Source organism: Stutzerimonas stutzeri (assembly GCF_019090095.1).
Classification (GTDB): domain Bacteria; phylum Pseudomonadota; class Gammaproteobacteria; order Pseudomonadales; family Pseudomonadaceae; genus Stutzerimonas; species Stutzerimonas stutzeri_AN.
Window position 1 is genome coordinate 190,406 of sequence record NZ_JAGQFP010000001.1, and the last position, 17,771, is coordinate 208,176.

The 17,771-nt window shown below is 60.8% G+C and carries 18 protein-coding genes; 16 read left to right on the forward strand and 2 right to left on the reverse strand.

All coding sequences use genetic code 11. The annotated features are described in order from the left end of the window. The 10 genes from sucC (at position 1) to sstT (ending at position 11,292) form a co-directional block, all read left to right on the forward strand. Positions 1-1,167, forward strand: coding sequence for an ADP-forming succinate--CoA ligase subunit beta (sucC, locus tag KVO92_RS00745; protein ID WP_217473781.1), 1,167 nt, complete (start codon positions 1-3; stop codon positions 1,165-1,167). Further along, positions 1,167-2,054: a succinate--CoA ligase subunit alpha gene (gene sucD / locus KVO92_RS00750; RefSeq protein ID WP_217473782.1), complete on the forward strand. Its 888-nt coding sequence runs from the start codon at positions 1,167-1,169 to the stop codon at positions 2,052-2,054. The genes sucC and sucD overlap by 1 nt, the downstream gene beginning before the upstream one ends. Before the next feature lie 275 nt (positions 2,055-2,329). Further along, a complete protein-coding gene (brnQ, locus tag KVO92_RS00755) occupies positions 2,330-3,655 on the forward strand; it encodes a branched-chain amino acid transport system II carrier protein (RefSeq protein ID WP_217473783.1) in 1,326 nt (441 codons plus the stop codon). Between the two features lie 46 nt (positions 3,656-3,701). Further along, positions 3,702-4,427, forward strand: coding sequence for a DUF599 domain-containing protein (locus tag KVO92_RS00760; protein ID WP_217473784.1), 726 nt, complete (start codon positions 3,702-3,704; stop codon positions 4,425-4,427). A 56-nt stretch (positions 4,428-4,483) separates the two neighbouring features. Next, positions 4,484-4,942 (forward strand): PaaI family thioesterase, encoded by a 459-nt coding sequence (locus KVO92_RS00765; RefSeq protein ID WP_217473785.1) that lies wholly within the window; start codon positions 4,484-4,486, stop codon positions 4,940-4,942. Beyond that, positions 4,939-5,385 (forward strand): PaaI family thioesterase, encoded by a 447-nt coding sequence (locus KVO92_RS00770; protein ID WP_217473786.1) that lies wholly within the window; start codon positions 4,939-4,941, stop codon positions 5,383-5,385. The genes KVO92_RS00765 and KVO92_RS00770 overlap by 4 nt, the downstream gene beginning before the upstream one ends. Before the next feature lie 39 nt (positions 5,386-5,424). Continuing rightward, complete coding sequence (locus tag KVO92_RS00775; protein ID WP_217473787.1) at positions 5,425-6,669, forward strand: MFS transporter; 1,245 nt, start codon at positions 5,425-5,427, stop codon at positions 6,667-6,669. Positions 6,670-6,795: 126 nt separating this feature from the next. Then, positions 6,796-8,703, forward strand: a complete 1,908-nt coding sequence (gene htpG, locus KVO92_RS00780) for a molecular chaperone HtpG (protein WP_217473788.1) — start codon at positions 6,796-6,798, stop codon at positions 8,701-8,703. 207 nt (positions 8,704-8,910) lie between these two features. Next, the gene (locus KVO92_RS00785) at positions 8,911-9,879 is read left to right on the forward strand and encodes an amidohydrolase family protein (protein WP_272876493.1); all 969 of its coding nucleotides are present in this window, start codon (positions 8,911-8,913) and stop codon (positions 9,877-9,879) included. A 174-nt stretch (positions 9,880-10,053) separates the two neighbouring features. After that, entirely contained in the window at positions 10,054-11,292 is a 1,239-nt protein-coding gene (sstT, locus tag KVO92_RS00790) for a serine/threonine transporter SstT (protein WP_217473790.1), read from the forward strand. Positions 11,293-11,424: 132 nt separating this feature from the next. Here sstT and fabB read toward each other — a convergent pair whose 3' ends face one another. Then, positions 11,425-12,642, reverse strand: coding sequence for a beta-ketoacyl-ACP synthase I (fabB, locus tag KVO92_RS00795; RefSeq protein WP_217473791.1), 1,218 nt, complete (start codon positions 12,640-12,642; stop codon positions 11,425-11,427). 11 nt (positions 12,643-12,653) lie between these two features. Next, the gene (gene fabA / locus KVO92_RS00800; protein WP_168423899.1) at positions 12,654-13,169 is read right to left on the reverse strand and encodes a 3-hydroxyacyl-[acyl-carrier-protein] dehydratase FabA; all 516 of its coding nucleotides are present in this window, start codon (positions 13,167-13,169) and stop codon (positions 12,654-12,656) included. Positions 13,170-13,593: 424 nt separating this feature from the next. Here fabA and KVO92_RS00805 point away from each other — a divergent pair, with 424 nt between their 5' ends. The 6 genes from KVO92_RS00805 (at position 13,594) to KVO92_RS00830 (ending at position 17,713) form a co-directional block, all read left to right on the forward strand. Next, a complete protein-coding gene (locus tag KVO92_RS00805) occupies positions 13,594-14,616 on the forward strand; it encodes an NAD(P)H-dependent glycerol-3-phosphate dehydrogenase (RefSeq protein WP_217473792.1) in 1,023 nt (340 codons plus the stop codon). A 21-nt stretch (positions 14,617-14,637) separates the two neighbouring features. Continuing rightward, complete coding sequence (locus KVO92_RS00810) at positions 14,638-14,973, forward strand: DUF4389 domain-containing protein (RefSeq protein ID WP_217473793.1); 336 nt, start codon at positions 14,638-14,640, stop codon at positions 14,971-14,973. Next, entirely contained in the window at positions 14,970-15,428 is a 459-nt protein-coding gene (gene sixA, locus KVO92_RS00815) for a phosphohistidine phosphatase SixA (RefSeq protein ID WP_217473794.1), read from the forward strand. Before KVO92_RS00810 ends, sixA begins: the two co-directional genes overlap by 4 nt. A gap of 63 nt (positions 15,429-15,491) precedes the next feature. Beyond that, positions 15,492-15,947 (forward strand): hotdog fold thioesterase, encoded by a 456-nt coding sequence (locus tag KVO92_RS00820; protein ID WP_217473795.1) that lies wholly within the window; start codon positions 15,492-15,494, stop codon positions 15,945-15,947. A 105-nt stretch (positions 15,948-16,052) separates the two neighbouring features. Beyond that, positions 16,053-16,859: an alpha/beta fold hydrolase gene (locus KVO92_RS00825; RefSeq protein ID WP_217473796.1), complete on the forward strand. Its 807-nt coding sequence runs from the start codon at positions 16,053-16,055 to the stop codon at positions 16,857-16,859. Beyond that, positions 16,856-17,713 carry an alpha/beta fold hydrolase gene (locus KVO92_RS00830; protein ID WP_217473797.1) on the forward strand — a complete coding sequence of 286 codons (858 nt, stop codon included), beginning with the start codon at positions 16,856-16,858 and terminating at the stop codon, positions 17,711-17,713. The genes KVO92_RS00825 and KVO92_RS00830 overlap by 4 nt, the downstream gene beginning before the upstream one ends. Positions 17,714-17,771: the final 58 nt, after the last annotated feature.

The window sequence follows — 17,771 nt, forward strand, 5'->3', positions numbered from 1 at the left end:
ATGAATCTTCACGAATATCAGGGTAAGCAGCTGTTTGCCGAGTACGGATTGCCAGTTTCCAAGGGCTACGCGGTCGATAGCCCGAAAGAAGCGGCTGAGGCGTGTGACCACATCGGTGGCACCGAGTGGGTGGTCAAGGCCCAGGTGCACGCGGGCGGTCGCGGCAAGGCAGGCGGCGTCAAGCTGGTGCGTAGCAAGGATGAAGCCCGTGCGTTCGCCGAGCAGTGGCTGGACAAGCGTCTGGTGACCTACCAGACCGACGCCAACGGTCAGCCGGTCAGCAAGATTCTTGTCGAAGCCTGCACTGACATCGACAAGGAGCTCTACCTGGGCGCCGTGGTCGATCGCGCCACGCGCCGGGTGGTCTTCATGGCCTCCACCGAAGGTGGTGTGGACATTGAGAAGGTCGCGCACGACACGCCTGAAAAAATCCTCAAGGCGACTATCGATCCGCTGGTTGGCGCTCAACCATTCCAGGGTCGTGAACTGGCATTCCAGCTGGGTCTGAAAGGTGACCAGGTCAAGCAGTTCACCCATATTTTCGTCAACCTGGGCAAGCTTTTTGTCGATTACGATCTGGCCCTGCTGGAAGTCAATCCGCTGGTGATCAAGAAGGACGGCAACCTGCACTGCCTGGATGCAAAGCTGAACATCGACAGCAACGCCATCTACCGCCAGCCGAAGCTGCGCGGCATGCAGGATCCTTCTCAGGATGACCCGCGTGAAGCGCATGCGGCCAAGTGGGAACTGAACTACGTCGCCCTCGACGGCAACATCGGCTGCATGGTCAACGGCGCGGGCCTGGCCATGGGCACCATGGACATCGTCAACCTGCACGGCGGTCAGCCGGCCAACTTCCTCGACGTAGGTGGTGGCGCGACCAAAGAGCGCGTGACCGAAGCGTTCAAGATCATCCTCTCCGATGACAACGTCAAAGCCGTTCTGGTCAACATCTTCGGTGGGATCGTCCGTTGCGACATGATCGCTGAAGGCATCATCGGCGCGGTCAAGGAAGTCGGCGTGAAAGTGCCGGTGGTCGTTCGTCTGGAAGGCAACAATGCCGAGCTTGGCGCGAAGATGCTGGGTGAAAGTGGTCTGAATATCATCGGCGCGACCAGCCTGACCGATGCGGCCATTCAAGTCGTTAAAGCCGCGGAGGGCAAATAATGAGCGTCCTGATCAATAAAGACACCAAGGTCATCTGCCAGGGCTTTACCGGCTCGCAGGGTACCTTCCATTCCGAGCAGGCGATCGAGTACGGCACCAAGATGGTCGGTGGTGTCACCCCGGGCAAAGGTGGTACCACTCACCTTGGCCTGCCCGTGTTCAATACCGTCAAGGAAGCCGTCGAGGCGACTGGTGCTGATGCGTCGGTCATCTACGTTCCGGCGCCGTTCTGCAAGGACTCGATCCTCGAGGCGGCCTTTGGTGGCATCAAGCTGATCGTCTGCATTACCGAAGGTATTCCGACCCTCGACATGCTCGAGGTGAAGATCAAGTGTGATGAGCTCGGCGTTCGCCTGATCGGGCCGAACTGCCCGGGTGTGATCACCCCCGGCGAATGCAAGATCGGTATCCAGCCCGGCCACATCCACCTGCCAGGCAAGGTCGGTATCGTTTCGCGCTCCGGCACGCTGACCTACGAAGCGGTCAAGCAGACCACGGATGCCGGTTTCGGTCAGTCCACCTGTGTCGGTATTGGTGGCGACCCCATTCCGGGCTCGACTTTCATCGACATCCTCAAGCTGTTCCAGGAAGACCCGCAAACCGAAGCCATCGTGATGATCGGCGAGATCGGCGGCTCTGCCGAAGAGGAAGCCGCGGCCTACATCAAGGCCAACGTGACCAAACCGGTCGTTTCCTACATCGCTGGCGTGACCGCGCCTGCCGGTAAGCGTATGGGCCACGCCGGGGCGATCATCTCCGGTGGCAAGGGCACCGCTGACGAGAAATTCGCAGCGCTGCAGGATGCCGGTGTGAAGACGGTGCGCTCGCTTGCCGACATCGGCAAGGCGCTTGCTGAACTGACCGGTTGGGCGGTCAAGCAGGGCTGATCCCCGCCCCGCCATGCGTAACAGAATGCCAGTCAGCTCGCTGACTGGCATTTTTGTTTCTGAGGGATAATTCCTGGCCTGGCGCGGCCGTCAGCTCGACCGCGAAGACGGATCAACCAGCGCCGTTCAGCCAAAATGACGCAGATTCTCGCCCTGACGGCGCGTTTCCATTAAGGTGCGTGCTTTTTTCGGGCGGCGAGGCCGCTCGGCACCGACGATCAAACACACTTGGGTGCGTTCGCCGTACCAGAACCCTCCTGCCGTGGTAACTACCGATGACTCGATTGAAAGGCCTGGATCTGTTGGCCCTAGGATTCATGACGTTTGCACTGTTTCTAGGTGCGGGCAATATCATCTTCCCGCCCAGTGCGGGGCTCGCTGCCGGGCAAACCATCTGGCCGGCTGCGACGGGCTTTCTGCTGACGGGTGTCGGCTTACCGCTGCTTACGGTGGTCGCGCTGGCCCGTGTGGGCGGTGGGATGGATCGGTTGACCGCTCCATTGGGGCGGGTTGCCGGCACGTTACTGGCGGTGGCGGTGTACTTGGCTATCGGCCCGTTGTTCGCCACCCCGCGCACCGCGGTCGTCTCGTTCGAAATGGGCGTAGCCCCTTTTACGGGCAATGCCGGTACGCCACTGCTGGTCTATACGGTGGTGTTTTTCGCCGCGACGCTGTTCCTCGTCTTGAACCCGGGGCAGTTGGTCAATCGCGTCGGCAAGTTCATTACACCGGTGCTGCTCGCCGCCTTGCTGGTCTTGGGCGGCGCAGCGTTTTTTGCGCCGGCCGGTGAGATCGGCGCAACGGCGGAAAGCTACCGCAACGGCCCATTGCTCAAGGGTTTCCTCGAAGGCTACCTGACGATGGATACGCTGGGCGCGCTGGTGTTCGGCATTGTCATCGCTACCGCCATTCGTGATCGCGGCGTATCCGCGCCAGCGTTGATCACCCGTTACTCGATGATTGCCGGGGCCATCGCCGCCGTCGGGCTTTCGCTTGTTTATCTGGCGCTGTTCTACCTCGGTGCCACCAGCCAAGGCATCGCGGGCGATGCGCAAAATGGTGTTCAGATCCTGACCACCTATGTTCAGCATACGTTCGGTACCACCGGCAGTCTGTTGCTGGCGATGGTTATCACCCTGGCATGCCTGACGACTGCGGTCGGGCTGACGGCAGCCTGCGGCGAATTCTTCAGCAGCCTCCTTCCGGTGGGTTACCGTTCGGTGGTCGTGGTGTTCACGCTGTTCAGCCTGGTGGTGGCGAATCAGGGGCTGACTCAATTGATCAGCGTGTCGGTGCCCGTACTGGTCGGGCTTTATCCGCTGGCCATCATGCTGGTTTCCCTGAGCCTGCTCGACCGTTGCTGGTTGTCGCCGAGCCGGATATTCATTCCGGTGATGGCGGTAACCTTGGTATTCGGTGTAGCGGACGGCCTTTCGGCTGCGGGTCTATCCACCTGGGTGCCGGAGGCGTTCACGACCTTGCCGCTGGCGGCACAGAGCATGGGTTGGCTGGCGCCGGTGTTGCTGACCCTGGTCGCCGCGATCGCTATCGATCGTGCGCTCGGCGTCCCGCAAGCCAGCAAGGAAACGGGCACGCGCTGAGCACGAAGCGGGCCTATAATCAGATGCGATTTCTCCAGGGGCTTATATGTCAATTCCGAGTCATCTAGTGCCGCATCTGATCGCCGTTCTCTGGTTCGTCGTGTGCTGGGCCGGATACACCCGATACGCCAGTTGGCGCGGCAGAGACACGGCCTGCCTGGCCAGCGTATTGCACCTCTATCGTCAGGACTGGATGCGACGGATGCTGCTGCGCGACAACCGGATCGCCGATGCCAACGTGATCGGCAATCTCGAGCGCAATGCGAGTTTCTTCGCCTCCAGCACATTGATCATTCTCGCCGGCATTCTCACTGCACTGGGCGCCTCGGAGCGGGCGGTTTCGCTGCTGGCCGATCTCCCGTTTGCCCAACCGGTGAGCCGGGGGCTATCGGAAATCAAGCTGCTCGCGCTCGGCGTGGTTTTCGTCTATGCCTTTTTCACCTTCAGTTGGTGCATGCGGCAATATAACTTCGCGGCGGTACTGGTCGCCTCGGCACCGATGGCGGGGGAGCGCAACGTCAGCGACCTGGAGCGCAAGTCCTTCGCTGAGCGCACCGCTCGGGTCGTTTCCATGGCGGCTAACCAGTTCAACTTTGGCTTGCGTGCGTATTATTTCGGAATGGCTACGCTGGCCTGGTTCATCCATCCCTGGTTTTTCATGGTCGTTACCACGGGCGTGGTGCTGGTGTTGTATCGACGCGAATTTCACTCCGATGTGCTGGAAGTCATGGTGTTTACGCCAACCTTGCCTATCGATTCGCCCAAGGAATAGGGGCGTTCGGAGCGGCAGGTTAGAATGGCCGGCTTGATCGAGATTCGAGAACCCGCATGAGCGACAGTCTGATATTGGAACGCACCCAGCATTTCCTCTCCTTGTTACGCCACTGCCAGGTCCTGGGAATGCGCGTCGAGCATGCGGACAGCAAGGGGCTTACCCTGCGTCTTCCGTACAGCGAGATGATCGTCAGCAACCCGGAGAGCGGACTCGTTCATGGTGGTGCCATTACCACGCTGATGGACACGACTTGCGGCATCTCGACGGCATGCGCATTGCCCGAGCTGGAAATCTGCCCGACTCTCGATTTACGCATCGACTACATGCACCCCGCGGAGCCGAATCATGATGTCTTCGGCTTCGCCGAATGTTATCGGGTCACACCGACGGTGATCTTTACGCGCGGAGTCGCTTATCAGCGCGATATCAACGAACCGATCGCTCATGTCGTGGGCGCGTTCATGCGCATGGGCAAGGGTGCAATCGTAAGCCAGCCGCAGGTGCGCCAATGAGCAGTCTGGATCTCGACGCGCTGGTCAAGGAAGCGCACGCCAGCAATGACTACGATGCCCTGTTGAAAATGGTGCCCTACGCGCGGCTTATCGGTATCGAATGCTTGCGGCTGGGCGACGAGATGGTTTTCCGGCTGCCAAAAAACCAGGACAACATTGGCAATCCAATGCTTCCTGCGATCCATGGCGGTGTGATCGCCGGGTTCATGGAACATGCCGCGATGCTGCATCTGCTGATGTTCATGGGCGCGCCACATTTGCCCAAAATCATCGACTTCTCGATAGATTATCTTCGTGCTGGTCATTATCGTGACACCTTTGCCGCCTGCCAGGTTTGGCGCCAGGGGCGTCGCGTAGCCAACGTTGCGGTGACCGCCTGGCAAACCAATCAGGCCGAGCCCATCGCGACAGCGCGTTGCCATTTCAAGGTCAACGAGCCCTGACTCCTGGCGGCGACCCCTTAGTCGTTTCAAGGATGTTGAATGGATGCGTTGCTGATACTGGGCGGGCTGTTGCTGATCGTCTCAGGGCTTGTCTGGTTGGTTGTGCTGGCCTTCGAGAGCAGCCTGCTGTGGGGTGTCGGCAGCCTGCTGCCACCGATCAATCTGTTTTACGTCGTTCGACACTGGGACGTTGCGCGCAAGGCAGTCGGTCTGTCCGGGTTGGGCGTCATTCCGCTGGTCGTCGGATTCACCTTGCTGGCCAGCCAAGATCCGGACCGGCTGGCGGCCATCGCCAGCCTGAAGTGGCTGGAGCCTGATGAGCAGGTACAAAGCCATCGCTTGGCGATTCAGTTGCGAGGAAAGCTTGACGGTCGTCCATTCACTCCAGGAACGGGCCGGCTCGTGGACGGTGTGCTGACGCTGCGCGAAGGGGATGACCTCTTCGCTCGGCAGGAAGTGAACATTCGGCTTGGGGCGATTTCATCCGGTGCCTTGCGAGTCGATGTTCTGCCTGAGGACCTCGATCCGGTACCTGAGATCGAAATCAACTGGATGCGCCCGGACCAGGAACTTCCTGAGGCGCGTCGAGTGAAAAGCGGCTACACCTTGCATCTGGACCTGCAGCCCGTACCACCGAACAGGCTGGCCGGCGATTTTCACCTGGTCTTGCCGGCCCGTTACCATACGAGCCTCAGCGGCCAGGTAGAGCTGTTCACCGATGGGCTGCGGTACCGCGCGGGGCGGGTGGACCTCAGCCACGATTCGGTCGATACGCTGGTGTACTTGGCCCGCGACCATCTGCAGCGGCGCTTCAATACCTGGGCGGTCGAGATCGATTCGACAGACCCGATCGACTTTCACGTGCCGACAGCGGTGTTGGCGGTACAGGCGAAGGTCAATGGCTCGCCAGGCCGGTATCGGTTGAATATTCGCAAAGGCACGCAAGGCTGGGCGGTAGAAGGCAACAACTACCCGGCATTACCCGAGGAAGTTGAAACGCCGCCCGCTGTTGCAGTCATTGAGCGCGCGCCCCAGCCGCAGGACACCTCTGGCCCGAAGCGGCCGCAACGGTTCTCTCTGGAGCTCTTGCTGGAGCACCCCGAACGCTACCAACAGTTGCTGCTGCGAGCGCATACGAGTCGTGGCGGCCTTGCGCAAGGGCGTTTCGTTGGCGTTGATGCGGACGGCAACCTGGCCATCCGCCGTATTCTGAAAGGGCCCGGCGAAGCCATCTATAACCTGACGCCGAGTGACATCGTCCTGCTCGAACTGCTCGAGCCCTAACGTTGCCCCGGCGTGATCGGCGTAGCCCGTCGGTCTGCGCCACTTGAATTTCCGTACCAAGCCCCCATCTGTTCGTCATCGCCGCAGCCGCGGCATGGCCATTGACGATGTGGAGTTTGCAAGACGATGAGTGTGGAGACTCAAAACAAAGAAACCCTGGGCTTCCAGACCGAAGTGAAGCAGTTGCTTCACCTGATGATTCATTCCCTGTACTCGAACAAGGAAATCTTTCTTCGTGAGCTGATTTCCAACGCATCCGACGCGGCTGACAAGTTGCGTTTCGAGGCGCTGGCCAAGCCTGAGCTGCTCGAAGGCGGGGCAGACCTGAAGATCCGCGTCAGTTTCGACAAGGACGCCAAGACCGTGACCCTCGAGGACAACGGGATCGGCATGAATCGTGAGGACGTGATTACCCATCTGGGCACCATTGCCAAGTCGGGCACCGCTGACTTCATGAAGCACCTGACCGGCGACCAGAAAAAGGATTCGCACCTGATTGGTCAGTTCGGCGTAGGCTTCTACTCCGCGTTCATCGTGGCCAACCAGGTCGAGGTGTTCAGCCGTCGTGCCGGCACTCCGGCTGAAGAGGGTGTGTACTGGTCCTCGAAAGGCGAGGGCGAGTTCGAAGTCGCCAACATCGACAAGCCCGAGCGTGGCACCCGTATCGTTCTGCATCTGAAGTCCGGCGAAGAAGACTTTGCCGATGGCTGGCGCCTGCGCAACATCATCAAGAAGTACTCCGATCACATCGCCCTGCCTATCGAATTGCCGAAAGAGTTCCACGGCGAGGAAAAGGACAAGCCGGCCGAGCCCGAGTGGGAAACCGTCAACCGTGCCAGCGCGCTGTGGACCCGTCCGCGTACCGAAATCAAGGACGAGGAGTACCAGGAGTTCTACAAGCACGTCGGCCACGATTTTGAGAATCCCCTGGTGTGGAGCCATAACAAGGTCGAGGGTAAGCTCGAGTACACCTCGTTGCTCTTCGTGCCGGGTCGTGCACCGTTCGACCTGTACCAGCGAGAAGCGCCCAAGGGCCTCAAGCTGTATGTCCAGCGCGTGTTCATCATGGATCAGGCCGACGAGTTCCTGCCGCTGTACCTGCGCTTCATCAAGGGCGTCATCGACTCCAACGATCTGTCGCTCAACGTGTCGCGTGAGATCCTGCAGAAAGATCCGGTCATCGATTCGATGAAGTCGGCACTGACCAAGCGCGTCCTGGATATGCTGGACAAGTTGGCGAAGGACAAACCAGAGGAATACAAGAACTTCTGGAAGCAGTTCGGACAGGTGCTCAAAGAAGGTCCGGCCGAAGATTTCGCCAACAAGGAGAAGATCGCCGGCCTGCTACGCTTTGCTTCCACCAGCGACGCGTCGGGAGAGCAGAGTGTTTCGCTGGCCGACTACCTCGGACGCGTCAAAGAGGGGCAGGACAAGATCTACTACCTCACCGGCGAGTCCTACGCGCAGGTCAAGAACAGTCCGCACCTGGAAGTCTTCCGCAAGAAGGGCATCGAGGTGCTGCTGCTGACCGACCGCATCGACGAGTGGCTGATGAGCTACCTGACCGAGTTCGACGGCAAGCACTTCGTGGACGTCGCGCGCGGGGATCTGGATCTCGGCAAGCTGGACACTGAAGAGGACAAGAAGGCCCTGGAGGAAATCGCCAAGACCAAGGAAGGGCTGGTCGAGCGCCTCAAGACGTCGCTGGGCGACGCCGTGGCGGAAGTGCGCGTATCGCACCGGCTGACCGACTCGCCAGCGATCCTGGCCATCGGGGAGCAGGACCTCGGGTTGCAGATGCGCCAGATTCTCGAGGCGAGTGGGCAGAAGGTGCCGGAGTCCAAGCCGATCTTCGAGATCAATCCGCAGCATCCGTTGATCGAGAAGCTCGATGCCGAGCCGGATGAGGATCGCTTCGCCGACCTGTCGCACATTCTCTTCGATCAGGCCGCGCTCGCCGCGGGCGACAGCCTCAAGGATCCAGCCGCCTATGTGCAGCGCTTGAACAAGCTGCTGGTCGAGCTTTCGGCTTAACTTCTGCAGTGTGTACGCAGAAAGGCCCGTCATTGACGGGCCTTTTTCGTTGAGCCAGACGGGCCGGGCGAGCGGTGAGTCGGCGACGCTCCCATGGCCGGAACGGTAAGCGACCACTGAACCGTCGAGCGCGCGGAAGGTCTATCCGCTTGGCTGTCAGGAGGTCATTGGTTGTTCAACTTAAGAAGCTGTCTTGCTGCGTTGTGTCTGGTCGCTGCGATTGGGCCGGTTCACGCGCGCGATTACCGCTACAGCGATGCGCATCTGCACTTCGTCGATTTCTTCCAGGAAAGCGACGGCATGCGCAAGCTGCTCGAGGCCATGGACGCTGGGGACATCGATCATGTGATGATCAGCGGAATTCCAGTCGCCAAGAAATGGCACGAGAACGAACCCAAGCGACCTCGCTACTATGCCGGCGACGACGCACCTGTCTACTGGTACAGCGCTACCGACGTGGTGGTTGCTGCGGCATTGAAGGAGCTGGACGAAGAGCAGCGGCACCGATTCCATCCGTTTCTCTCGGGCTTCAATCCCAACGACAAGAACGCGGACGCGCACATTCGGCGAATGCTCGATCTCGATCCCGGGCTCTGGCAGGGGCTGGGCGAAGTGTTTACGCGTCACGACGATGTGACCGCTTTGACCGAGGGCGATACGCCTCGCGCCAACAACGAGGCGCTGGGTCGCGTCTATCATCTTGCCGCCGAGTTCGACCTGCCGGTGATGCTCCACTCAAACATCACGTCCAAGCGCGAACGCAACCCGCTGTATCTGGCCGAGCTGGAAGAGCCTCTGCGCAACCATCCGCATACCCGGTTCATTTGGGCGCATGCCGGCACGAGCATGGAGCTGCACCGCCATCAGGAAAAGCTTGAGTTTCTACTGCCTACGGTTAGCCGGCTGCTTGATGACTACCCCAACCTTTTCATCGACCTGTCATGGACGATGCTCAGGCCCTACCTGCTGAATGATGCTGGCGTGCCGGACAAGGAATGGCTGGCGCTGGTCGAGCGCCACCCCACACGTTTCATGATCGGCACCGACGTGGTTGGCCGGTTTGACAGCCTGGCCGAGAGCATTCGCGCCTTCGATCCCTTCCTTGACGCATTGCCCGAAGCCGTTGCCCATAAAGTCGCGCGCGACAATTTCCTGGCGGTCCTGCCTCGCAAGTAAAAAATGAATTCGGCAAGCTGGTACCGGATAGCCTGTTGGCGAAGCCCCGCGTGTTCAGCGCTGGGCATAACGGGCTGATATGCGTACCATCCGGCGTTTTGAGTCGGCCATCGCGATGACGCGTCTAGCGTCATGCGTTGCGCCCGGTCCAGCCTCTTACGCCGAGACTCCGCAATGTCCACGCTCTCTAATCGTATGCTCAGAGCCTATAGCCGTGTCAGCCTGGTGACCCAGATCGCTGTCGGGCTGGTCGCCGGTTGCCTGTTGGCATGGTTGTCACCGCAGACCGCCAACTCGGTCAGCTTGCTGGGCGATCTGTTCGTCGCAGGTTTGAAGGCCGTTGCCCCTGTACTGGTCTTCGTGTTGGTGACCGCGTCGCTCGCCAACCATAAACGCGGGCAGCCCACCCACATCCGGCCGATTCTGGGTCTGTATGCACTGGGCACCTTGAGCGCTGCGGTGGTAGCGGTCATCGCCAGCACCCTGTTCCCGACGAACCTCACATTGATCAGTCAGGCCAGTGATGTCGTGCCACCGTCCGGTGTAGGTGCCGTTCTGCAGACGCTGTTGTTCAACATCGTGGACAATCCCGTACACGCGCTCATCCAAGGCAACTTCATTGGTATTCTGGCGTGGGCCATCGGGTTGGGCATCGCGTTTCGCCATGCCCGAGAAACTACCCGAGATCTGATCGCAGACATCGCTGACGGCGTTACGCTGATCGTCAAAGTCGTCATTCGCTTCGCGCCGCTCGGCATCTTCGGCCTGGTTGCCGGCACGCTTGCCGCGTCCGGATTCTCGGCGCTGGTTGGCTATCTGCAGTTGCTGCTGGTGCTCGTCGGCAGCATGGTCTTCATGGCGCTCGTGATAAATCCGCTCATCGTGTTCTGGCAGATTCGCAAGAACCCATATCCGCTGGTGTTCACCTGCCTGCGTGAAAGCGGGATCACTGCGTTCTTCACGCGTAGCTCGGCGGCGAATATCCCGGTCAACATGCAGCTTTGCGAGCGCCTTGGGCTGCATAAGGATACTTACTCGGTGTCGATTCCTTTGGGGGCGACCATCAACATGGGCGGGGCGGCGATCACCATCACGGTGCTGACCCTGGCAGCTGTCCACACGTTGGGTATCGTCGTCGACATGCCGACTGCCATATTGCTCAGCCTGCTTGCCGCGATTTGTGCCTGCGGTGCATCCGGCGTGGCGGGCGGTTCGTTGTTGCTGATTCCGCTGGCGTGCAGCCTGTTCGGCATCTCCAATGACCTGGCTATGCAGGTGGTCGCGGTCGGCTTCATCATCGGTGTGGTACAGGATTCCACGGAGACTGCGTTGAATTCGTCGACCGATGCATTGTTCACCGCAGCGTCCTGTATCGCCCATGGCGATGTGGCACAAGAGAGCGTGCAACCCTAGCGTGCGGCGCGAGTCCCGCCCACGGGGTGGGGCTCGCTCGACAAGGTACGCCGGGCCTGAGGTCATCGATGGTTGATCGGTAATACAAAAAAACGGCGCCCTAGGGCGCCGTTGTTTTCATCGTGCTGCAGGTCAGCCTTTCCAGCGCTTGAGCACCAGCGTGGCGTTAGTGCCGCCGAAGCCGAAGCTGTTGCTCATGACGGTGTCGATCTGGGCATTTTCGCGGGTTTCGCGAACGATCGGCATGTCAGCGACTTCCGGATCCAACTCTTCGATGTTCGCCGAGCCGGCAATGAAGTTGCCCTGCATCATCAGCATGCAGTAGATCGCCTCGTGTACACCTGCTGCGCCCAGCGAGTGGCCGGACAGGCTCTTGGTCGAGCTGATGGCCGGGACCTTGTCGCCGAACATATTACGCACGGCCTTGATCTCCGCCACGTCGCCCACTGGTGTGGAGGTGCCGTGGGTGTTGAGGTAGTCGATCGAGCCTTCGACGGTGGACATCGCCTGCTGCATGCAGCGCAGGGCGCCTTCACCGCTCGGCGCAACCATGTCATAGCCATCGGAAGTGGCGCCGTAGCCGACGATTTCGGCGTAGATCTTGGCGCCGCGCTTGAGTGCGTGCTCGAGTTCTTCGACAACCACCATGCCGCCGCCGCCCGCGATGACGAAACCGTCACGCTTGGCGTCGTAGGCGCGCGAGGCCTTTTCCGGCGTGCTGTTGTACTGGCTGGACAGGGCGCCCATGGCATCGAACAGGCAGCTCTGGCTCCAATGCTCCTCTTCGCCACCACCGGCAAAGATGACGTCCTGCTTGCCCATCTGAATCTGCTCCATGGCATGGCCGATGCAGTGCGCGCTGGTCGCGCAGGCCGAAGCAATGGAATAGTTGATGCCCTTGATGCGGAACGGCGTGGCCAGGCACGCGGATACCGTGCTGCTCATGGTGCGTGGTACGCGGTATGGGCCAATACGCTTGACGCCCTTGTCACGCAGGATGTCGATGGCTTCCATCTGATTGATGGTCGATGCACCACCGGAGCCGGCGATCAGACCGATGCGCGGATTGGAGATATCGTCGGCGCTGAGGCCGGAATCTTCCAGCGCCTGTTGCATGGCCAGGTAGGCGTAGGCCGCCGCATCACCCATGAAGCGCAGGACCTTGCGGTCGATCAGCTCTTCGAGGTTCAGGTTGACGGAACCCGAAACCTGGCTGCGCAGACCCATGTCCGCATAGGCCTGGTTGAAGCGTATGCCAGGGCGAGTGGCACGCAGGTTAGCGGAGACGGTGTCTTTGTCATTGCCGAGGCAGGAAACGATACCCAGGCCGGTGATCACGACGCGACGCATGCGGAAGTCCTTCAAAAGCTATCGGTAGAGGTAAACAGGCCGACACGCAAACCTTCGGCGCTGTAGATCTCGCGCCCATCCACGCTGACGGTGCCGTCGGCGATGCCGAGGACCAGCGAGCGATTGATGGTGCGTTTGATATGGATGTTGTAGGTGACCTTCTTGGCGGTTGGCAGAACCTGGCCAAAGAACTTCACTTCGCCCGAGCCAAGGGCGCGGCCACGGCCAGGATTACCTTGCCAGCCGAGATAGAAACCGACCAGCTGCCACATGGCGTCGAGGCCCAGGCAGCCTGGCATGACCGGGTCACCTTCGAAATGACAGGCAAAAAACCAGAGATCGGGATTGATGTCCAGCTCGGCGACCAATTCGCCCTTGCCGTACTTGCCGCCAACTTCGCTGATATGAACGATGCGATCGACCATCAGCATGTTTGGCGCGGGCAGTTGCGCATTACCGGGACCGAACAGCTCGCCGCGGCTGCAACGGAGCAGATCTTCCCGAGTAAAGGCCTGTTGTTTGGTCATGCGTATTCCTCAATGGTCCCTTTATGGAGGGCTTGCTGCTTTCTATCTGACTCGTAAACCGAGAGTCTGATCACAAAGACTAGTCATAGACTGCCACCCTGAGCTGAAAGTCACAGCGCAAGGAGATTGATACCGCTCGTTTCGACCGACTACGAGAAGACCACGGCAGAAACGGGCCAATACTTTAACACTCATCACCTGCTACAACGACCATGTGACGTCCTGTCCCTTATAGACCATCGAGAGGTGGATCGCGAAGAAGGGCTTTTAACCGGGCTGGGTGCGGGGATGCTTCCGCTCATTGGTGGTCGCTTGGACCTGTAACCTTATGATTCCATCGGCTGCGGGGTTTGTACTGGCTGTGCCGGGAGCGCTACGCAATAATGCAGAACACTGCCACCGAGTGGCTTAGAACGGATACACCATGATTGAACAGCAACCCATAGCGGTGCTTGGCGGCGGTAGCTTCGGTACCGCCATCGCGAATTTGCTGGCCGAAAATGGCCACGATGTCCGCCTCTGGATGCGCGATAGCGAGCAGGCCGAGAACATTCGCACCCAGCGGCAGAATCCGCGATACCTCAAAGGCGTGACGGTGCTGGCGAGGGTCGACCCGGTGACCGATCTGGGGCAGACGCTGGCGGACTGCGAGCTGGTGTTCGTCGCGCTTCCGTCCAGCGCCCTGCGCCAGGCCCTGTCGCCCTTCGCCGCACAACTGGCGGGCAAGATGCTGGTCAGTACGACCAAGGGCATCGAGGCACACAGCTTCATGCTGATGAGCCAGATTCTCGAGGAAATCGCACCACAGGCCCGCATCGGCGTGATCTCGGGGCCGAACCTGGCGCGAGAGGTGGCCGAGCATGCTCTGACCGCAACCGTGGTCGCCAGCCATGACGAGGCACTATGCCGCAGCGTGCAGCACGCGCTGCACGGGCGGACTTTTCGGGTGTACGCCAGTTCCGATCGTTTCGGCGTCGAACTCGGCGGCGCCTTGAAAAACGTCTACGCCATCATGGCCGGCATGGCCGCGGCGCTGGGCATGGGCGAGAACACGCGCAGCATGCTGATCACGCGGGCGCTTGCCGAGATGACGCGCTTCGCCGTCCGCTTGGGGGCGAACCCGATGACCTTTCTCGGGCTGGCTGGGGTCGGCGATCTGATTGTGACCTGCACCTCCTCGAAAAGCCGTAACTTTCAGGTGGGGTATGCGCTTGGCGAGGGGCTCAGCCTCGAACAGGCCGTCTCACGCCTGGGCGAGGTCGCCGAGGGCGTCAATACCATCAAGGTGCTGAAGACCAAGGCCGAGGAGTTGCAGGTCTATATGCCGCTGGTCGCTGGGCTGCATGCCATCCTGTTCGAGGGGCGTACGCTGGAACAGGTGATTGCGCTGCTGATGCGCGGCGAGCCGAAAACCGATGTGGATTTCATTTCCACTGACGGCTTCTGACAAACCACAGGGGATACATCGATGAGCACACAACACGGTGCCGATCGCGAGTCATTGATCTTGCGCGCCATCTGGATGCTGGTTTTCTTTTTCGTCTGGCAAATTGCCGAGGTCGTGCTGCTGGTGGTTGTGGTCGCGCAGCTGGTGCTGCACGCCGTCAGTGGCAAGGGTAGCGATAGTCTGCAAGGACTGGGTGACAGCCTCAGCCAGTACGTGGCGCAGATCGGGCGGTTCGGTACATTCAATACCGATCGCAAGCCCTGGCCGATGTCCGACTGGCCGACGCCGCGCCCGGCTGATCGCGAGACGCCACCGCCAGCCGAGCCGGCAGCTCCTGCGCAGGAGTCGCAGCCATGAAGCTATGGCTGTTGCGCCATGGCCAGGCCGAACCCAAAGCGCGTACCGACGCCCAGCGCAATCTGACGGAGGCGGGGCGCCAGGAGGTGGAGGACGCCGCCGCGCTGTTACAGGGTCAGTCGCTGCAGGTCATTCTGGTCAGCCCTTATCAACGGGCCCAGCAAACCGCCGAGATTGTCCGCCAGGCGCTCGGGTTTACCGGGCCGGTGGAAACCGTGCCCTGGCTGACGCCTGATTCCGACCCGGCCGATGCGATGCTCTACCTGGACCGGCGTACCGAGCAGCGCCTGTTGCTCGTTACCCATCAGCCCCTAGTCGGTGCGCTGGGTGGCTGGTTGGTCAGTGGCCATCGTGAGGCACCGCTGCCAATGGCGACCGCAAGTCTGGCCGAGCTGGAGGGGGAACACCTGGCGGCAGGCTTGATGCACCTCGTCGGGCTACGGCACCCCTCATAAGCGACTCGACTGACGCCTCTTCTTTTCCATAAAAACGAACAACAGGATCATGGAGCAAGCAACTTGAGCATTTGGCACAGCCCACCGCAACTCGAACAGCTTAACGCGCACCGCCAGAACACCATTCTCGACCTGCTGGACATCCGCTTCGAGGCGGTTGGCGACGACTCACTGACGGCGAGCATGGCGGTCGACTCGCGTACCCATCAGCCGTATGGCCTGCTGCACGGCGGCGCCTCGGTAGTGCTTGCCGAGACGGTCGGCTCCACCGCCAGCTACCAATGCATCGATCCGAGCCGATTCTATTGCGTCGGCCTGGAGGTGAATGCCAACCATATTCGCGCGCTGCGCGACGGTCGTGTCACGGCGACCTGCAGGCCGGTTCACCTGGGGCGCTCGAGCCATGTTTGGGACATACGCCTGAGCGGGGAGGACGGCAAGCTCAGCTGCATTTCCCGCTTGACCGTGGCGGTCATGCCGCTCGGGGAGAACAGCCCGCGACGTAAAGAGGCGCCGTAGGCGCGTTGTTTGGCAGGACTGCCTTGGGTTCTGCCGCGCAGACCGATTGCCGTAAAGGGAAGGCAGCCAGACAATGGCTGTCTGTTTCCGAATCGCCAAGAGTCCATGACGCAGCGCATTTTTTTCGCCCATGCCAATGGGTTTCCTTCGGCTACCTATCGCAAGCTTTTTCAGGCACTGGGTCCCGAGTACCAGATCAGTCATCTCGATCGGCACGGCCACGATCCGCGGTTTCCGGTCGACGATAACTGGCAGAACTTGGTGCAGGAGCTGATCGAGCAGCTCGAATCATTCGATGAGCCGATCTGGGGCGTCGGCCACTCGCTGGGTGGCATGCTGCACTATCATGCCGCTCTGCGGCGGCCAGCGCTCTACCGCGGCGTGGTCATGCTCGACTCACCCATGACCACCTGGTTCGATCAGACGCTGATCTGGGCAGCGAAGCGCCTGGGCTTCATCGATCGCCTGACACCGGCCGGGCGTACCCTGGGCCGTCGCGAGCAATTCGGCTGCGTGGACGAAGCGCGTCGATATTTTTCCAGCAAGTCGTTGTTTCGCTCGTTCGATCCCGATTGCCTGGAGGCCTATATCGAGCACGGACTCGAGCCGACCGCACAGGGCTTGCGCCTGCGTTTCGATCCCGAAACCGAAATTCGTATCTACCGCAGCGTGCCGCATACGACGCCTGGCTGGCCTCACGCGCTGGAGATGCCGCTGGCCGTGGTCCGAGGTCGCCAGAGCCGGGTCGTTCTGCCGCATCATGCCTATCTGCTTCGGCTGGTGACGCACGGGGAATCGCATACCTTACCCGGTGGGCATATGTTTCCGCTTGAGCACCCCCAGGCCACGGCCCAGCTGCTCAAACAGCTGTTCAATCGCTGGACTGATTTGCAGCGCAGAGGTGCCGCATGAGTGTCGCGTTCGAAGAGGTCCGCTTGAGCCTGCCGCATATCGAAGTCGCCGCGCATCTGTACGGCCCGGAAGATGGCCGGCCGGTCATTGCGTTGCATGGCTGGCTGGACAATGCCGCGACCTTCTCGCGTCTGGCACCGTTGCTCGAAGGCGTACGCATCGTCGCGCTGGATCTGCCGGGGCATGGCCATTCGGATCACCGTCCACCCGGTGCGGCGTACAACATCTGGGACTATGCCCATGATGTGTTGCAGACCGCTGAACAGTTCGGCTGGAAGCGCTTCTCCCTGCTCGGCCATTCGATGGGAGCCATCGTTTCGGTGCTGCTCGCCGGCGCCATGCCCGAGCGCATCGAGCGGCTGGCATTGATCGACGGGGTGATCCCCTATACCGGCGAGGCCGATACCGCGCCGCACAAACTCGGCGAAGCGCTGCAGGCGCTGCTCGAGGTAAATGGCAAACGCAAACCGGTCTATGCCCGCTTCGAACAGGCCGTGGCGGCGCGCATGAAGGGTGTGGGCGCCGTCTCCTACGAGGCGGCAGAGCGGCTTGCCCAGCGAGGGCTGATGCCGGTGCCGGGTGGCTATACCTGGCGTACCGACGCACGCCTGATGTTGCCCTCACCGATGCGCTTGAGCCGCGCGCACGCGCTGGCCTTCGTGCAGCGGGTGGCCTGCCCGGCAAGCCTGATCGTGGCGGAGCAGGGCCTGATGACGCAGCAGACCATGCGCGAACTGTGCGAGGCCTTGCCGTTCCAGCTGCACCGATTGCCCGGTGGTCATCATCTGCATCTGGATGACCAGGCCGGTGCCGAGGCGGTGGCGTCCGTTTTCAATCCGTACTTCGCCGCCTGAGCCGGTATGGGCCGGTTGCGCAAGAATCTGTCGCAAAGCGCCGCTTGACTTGCTTTTG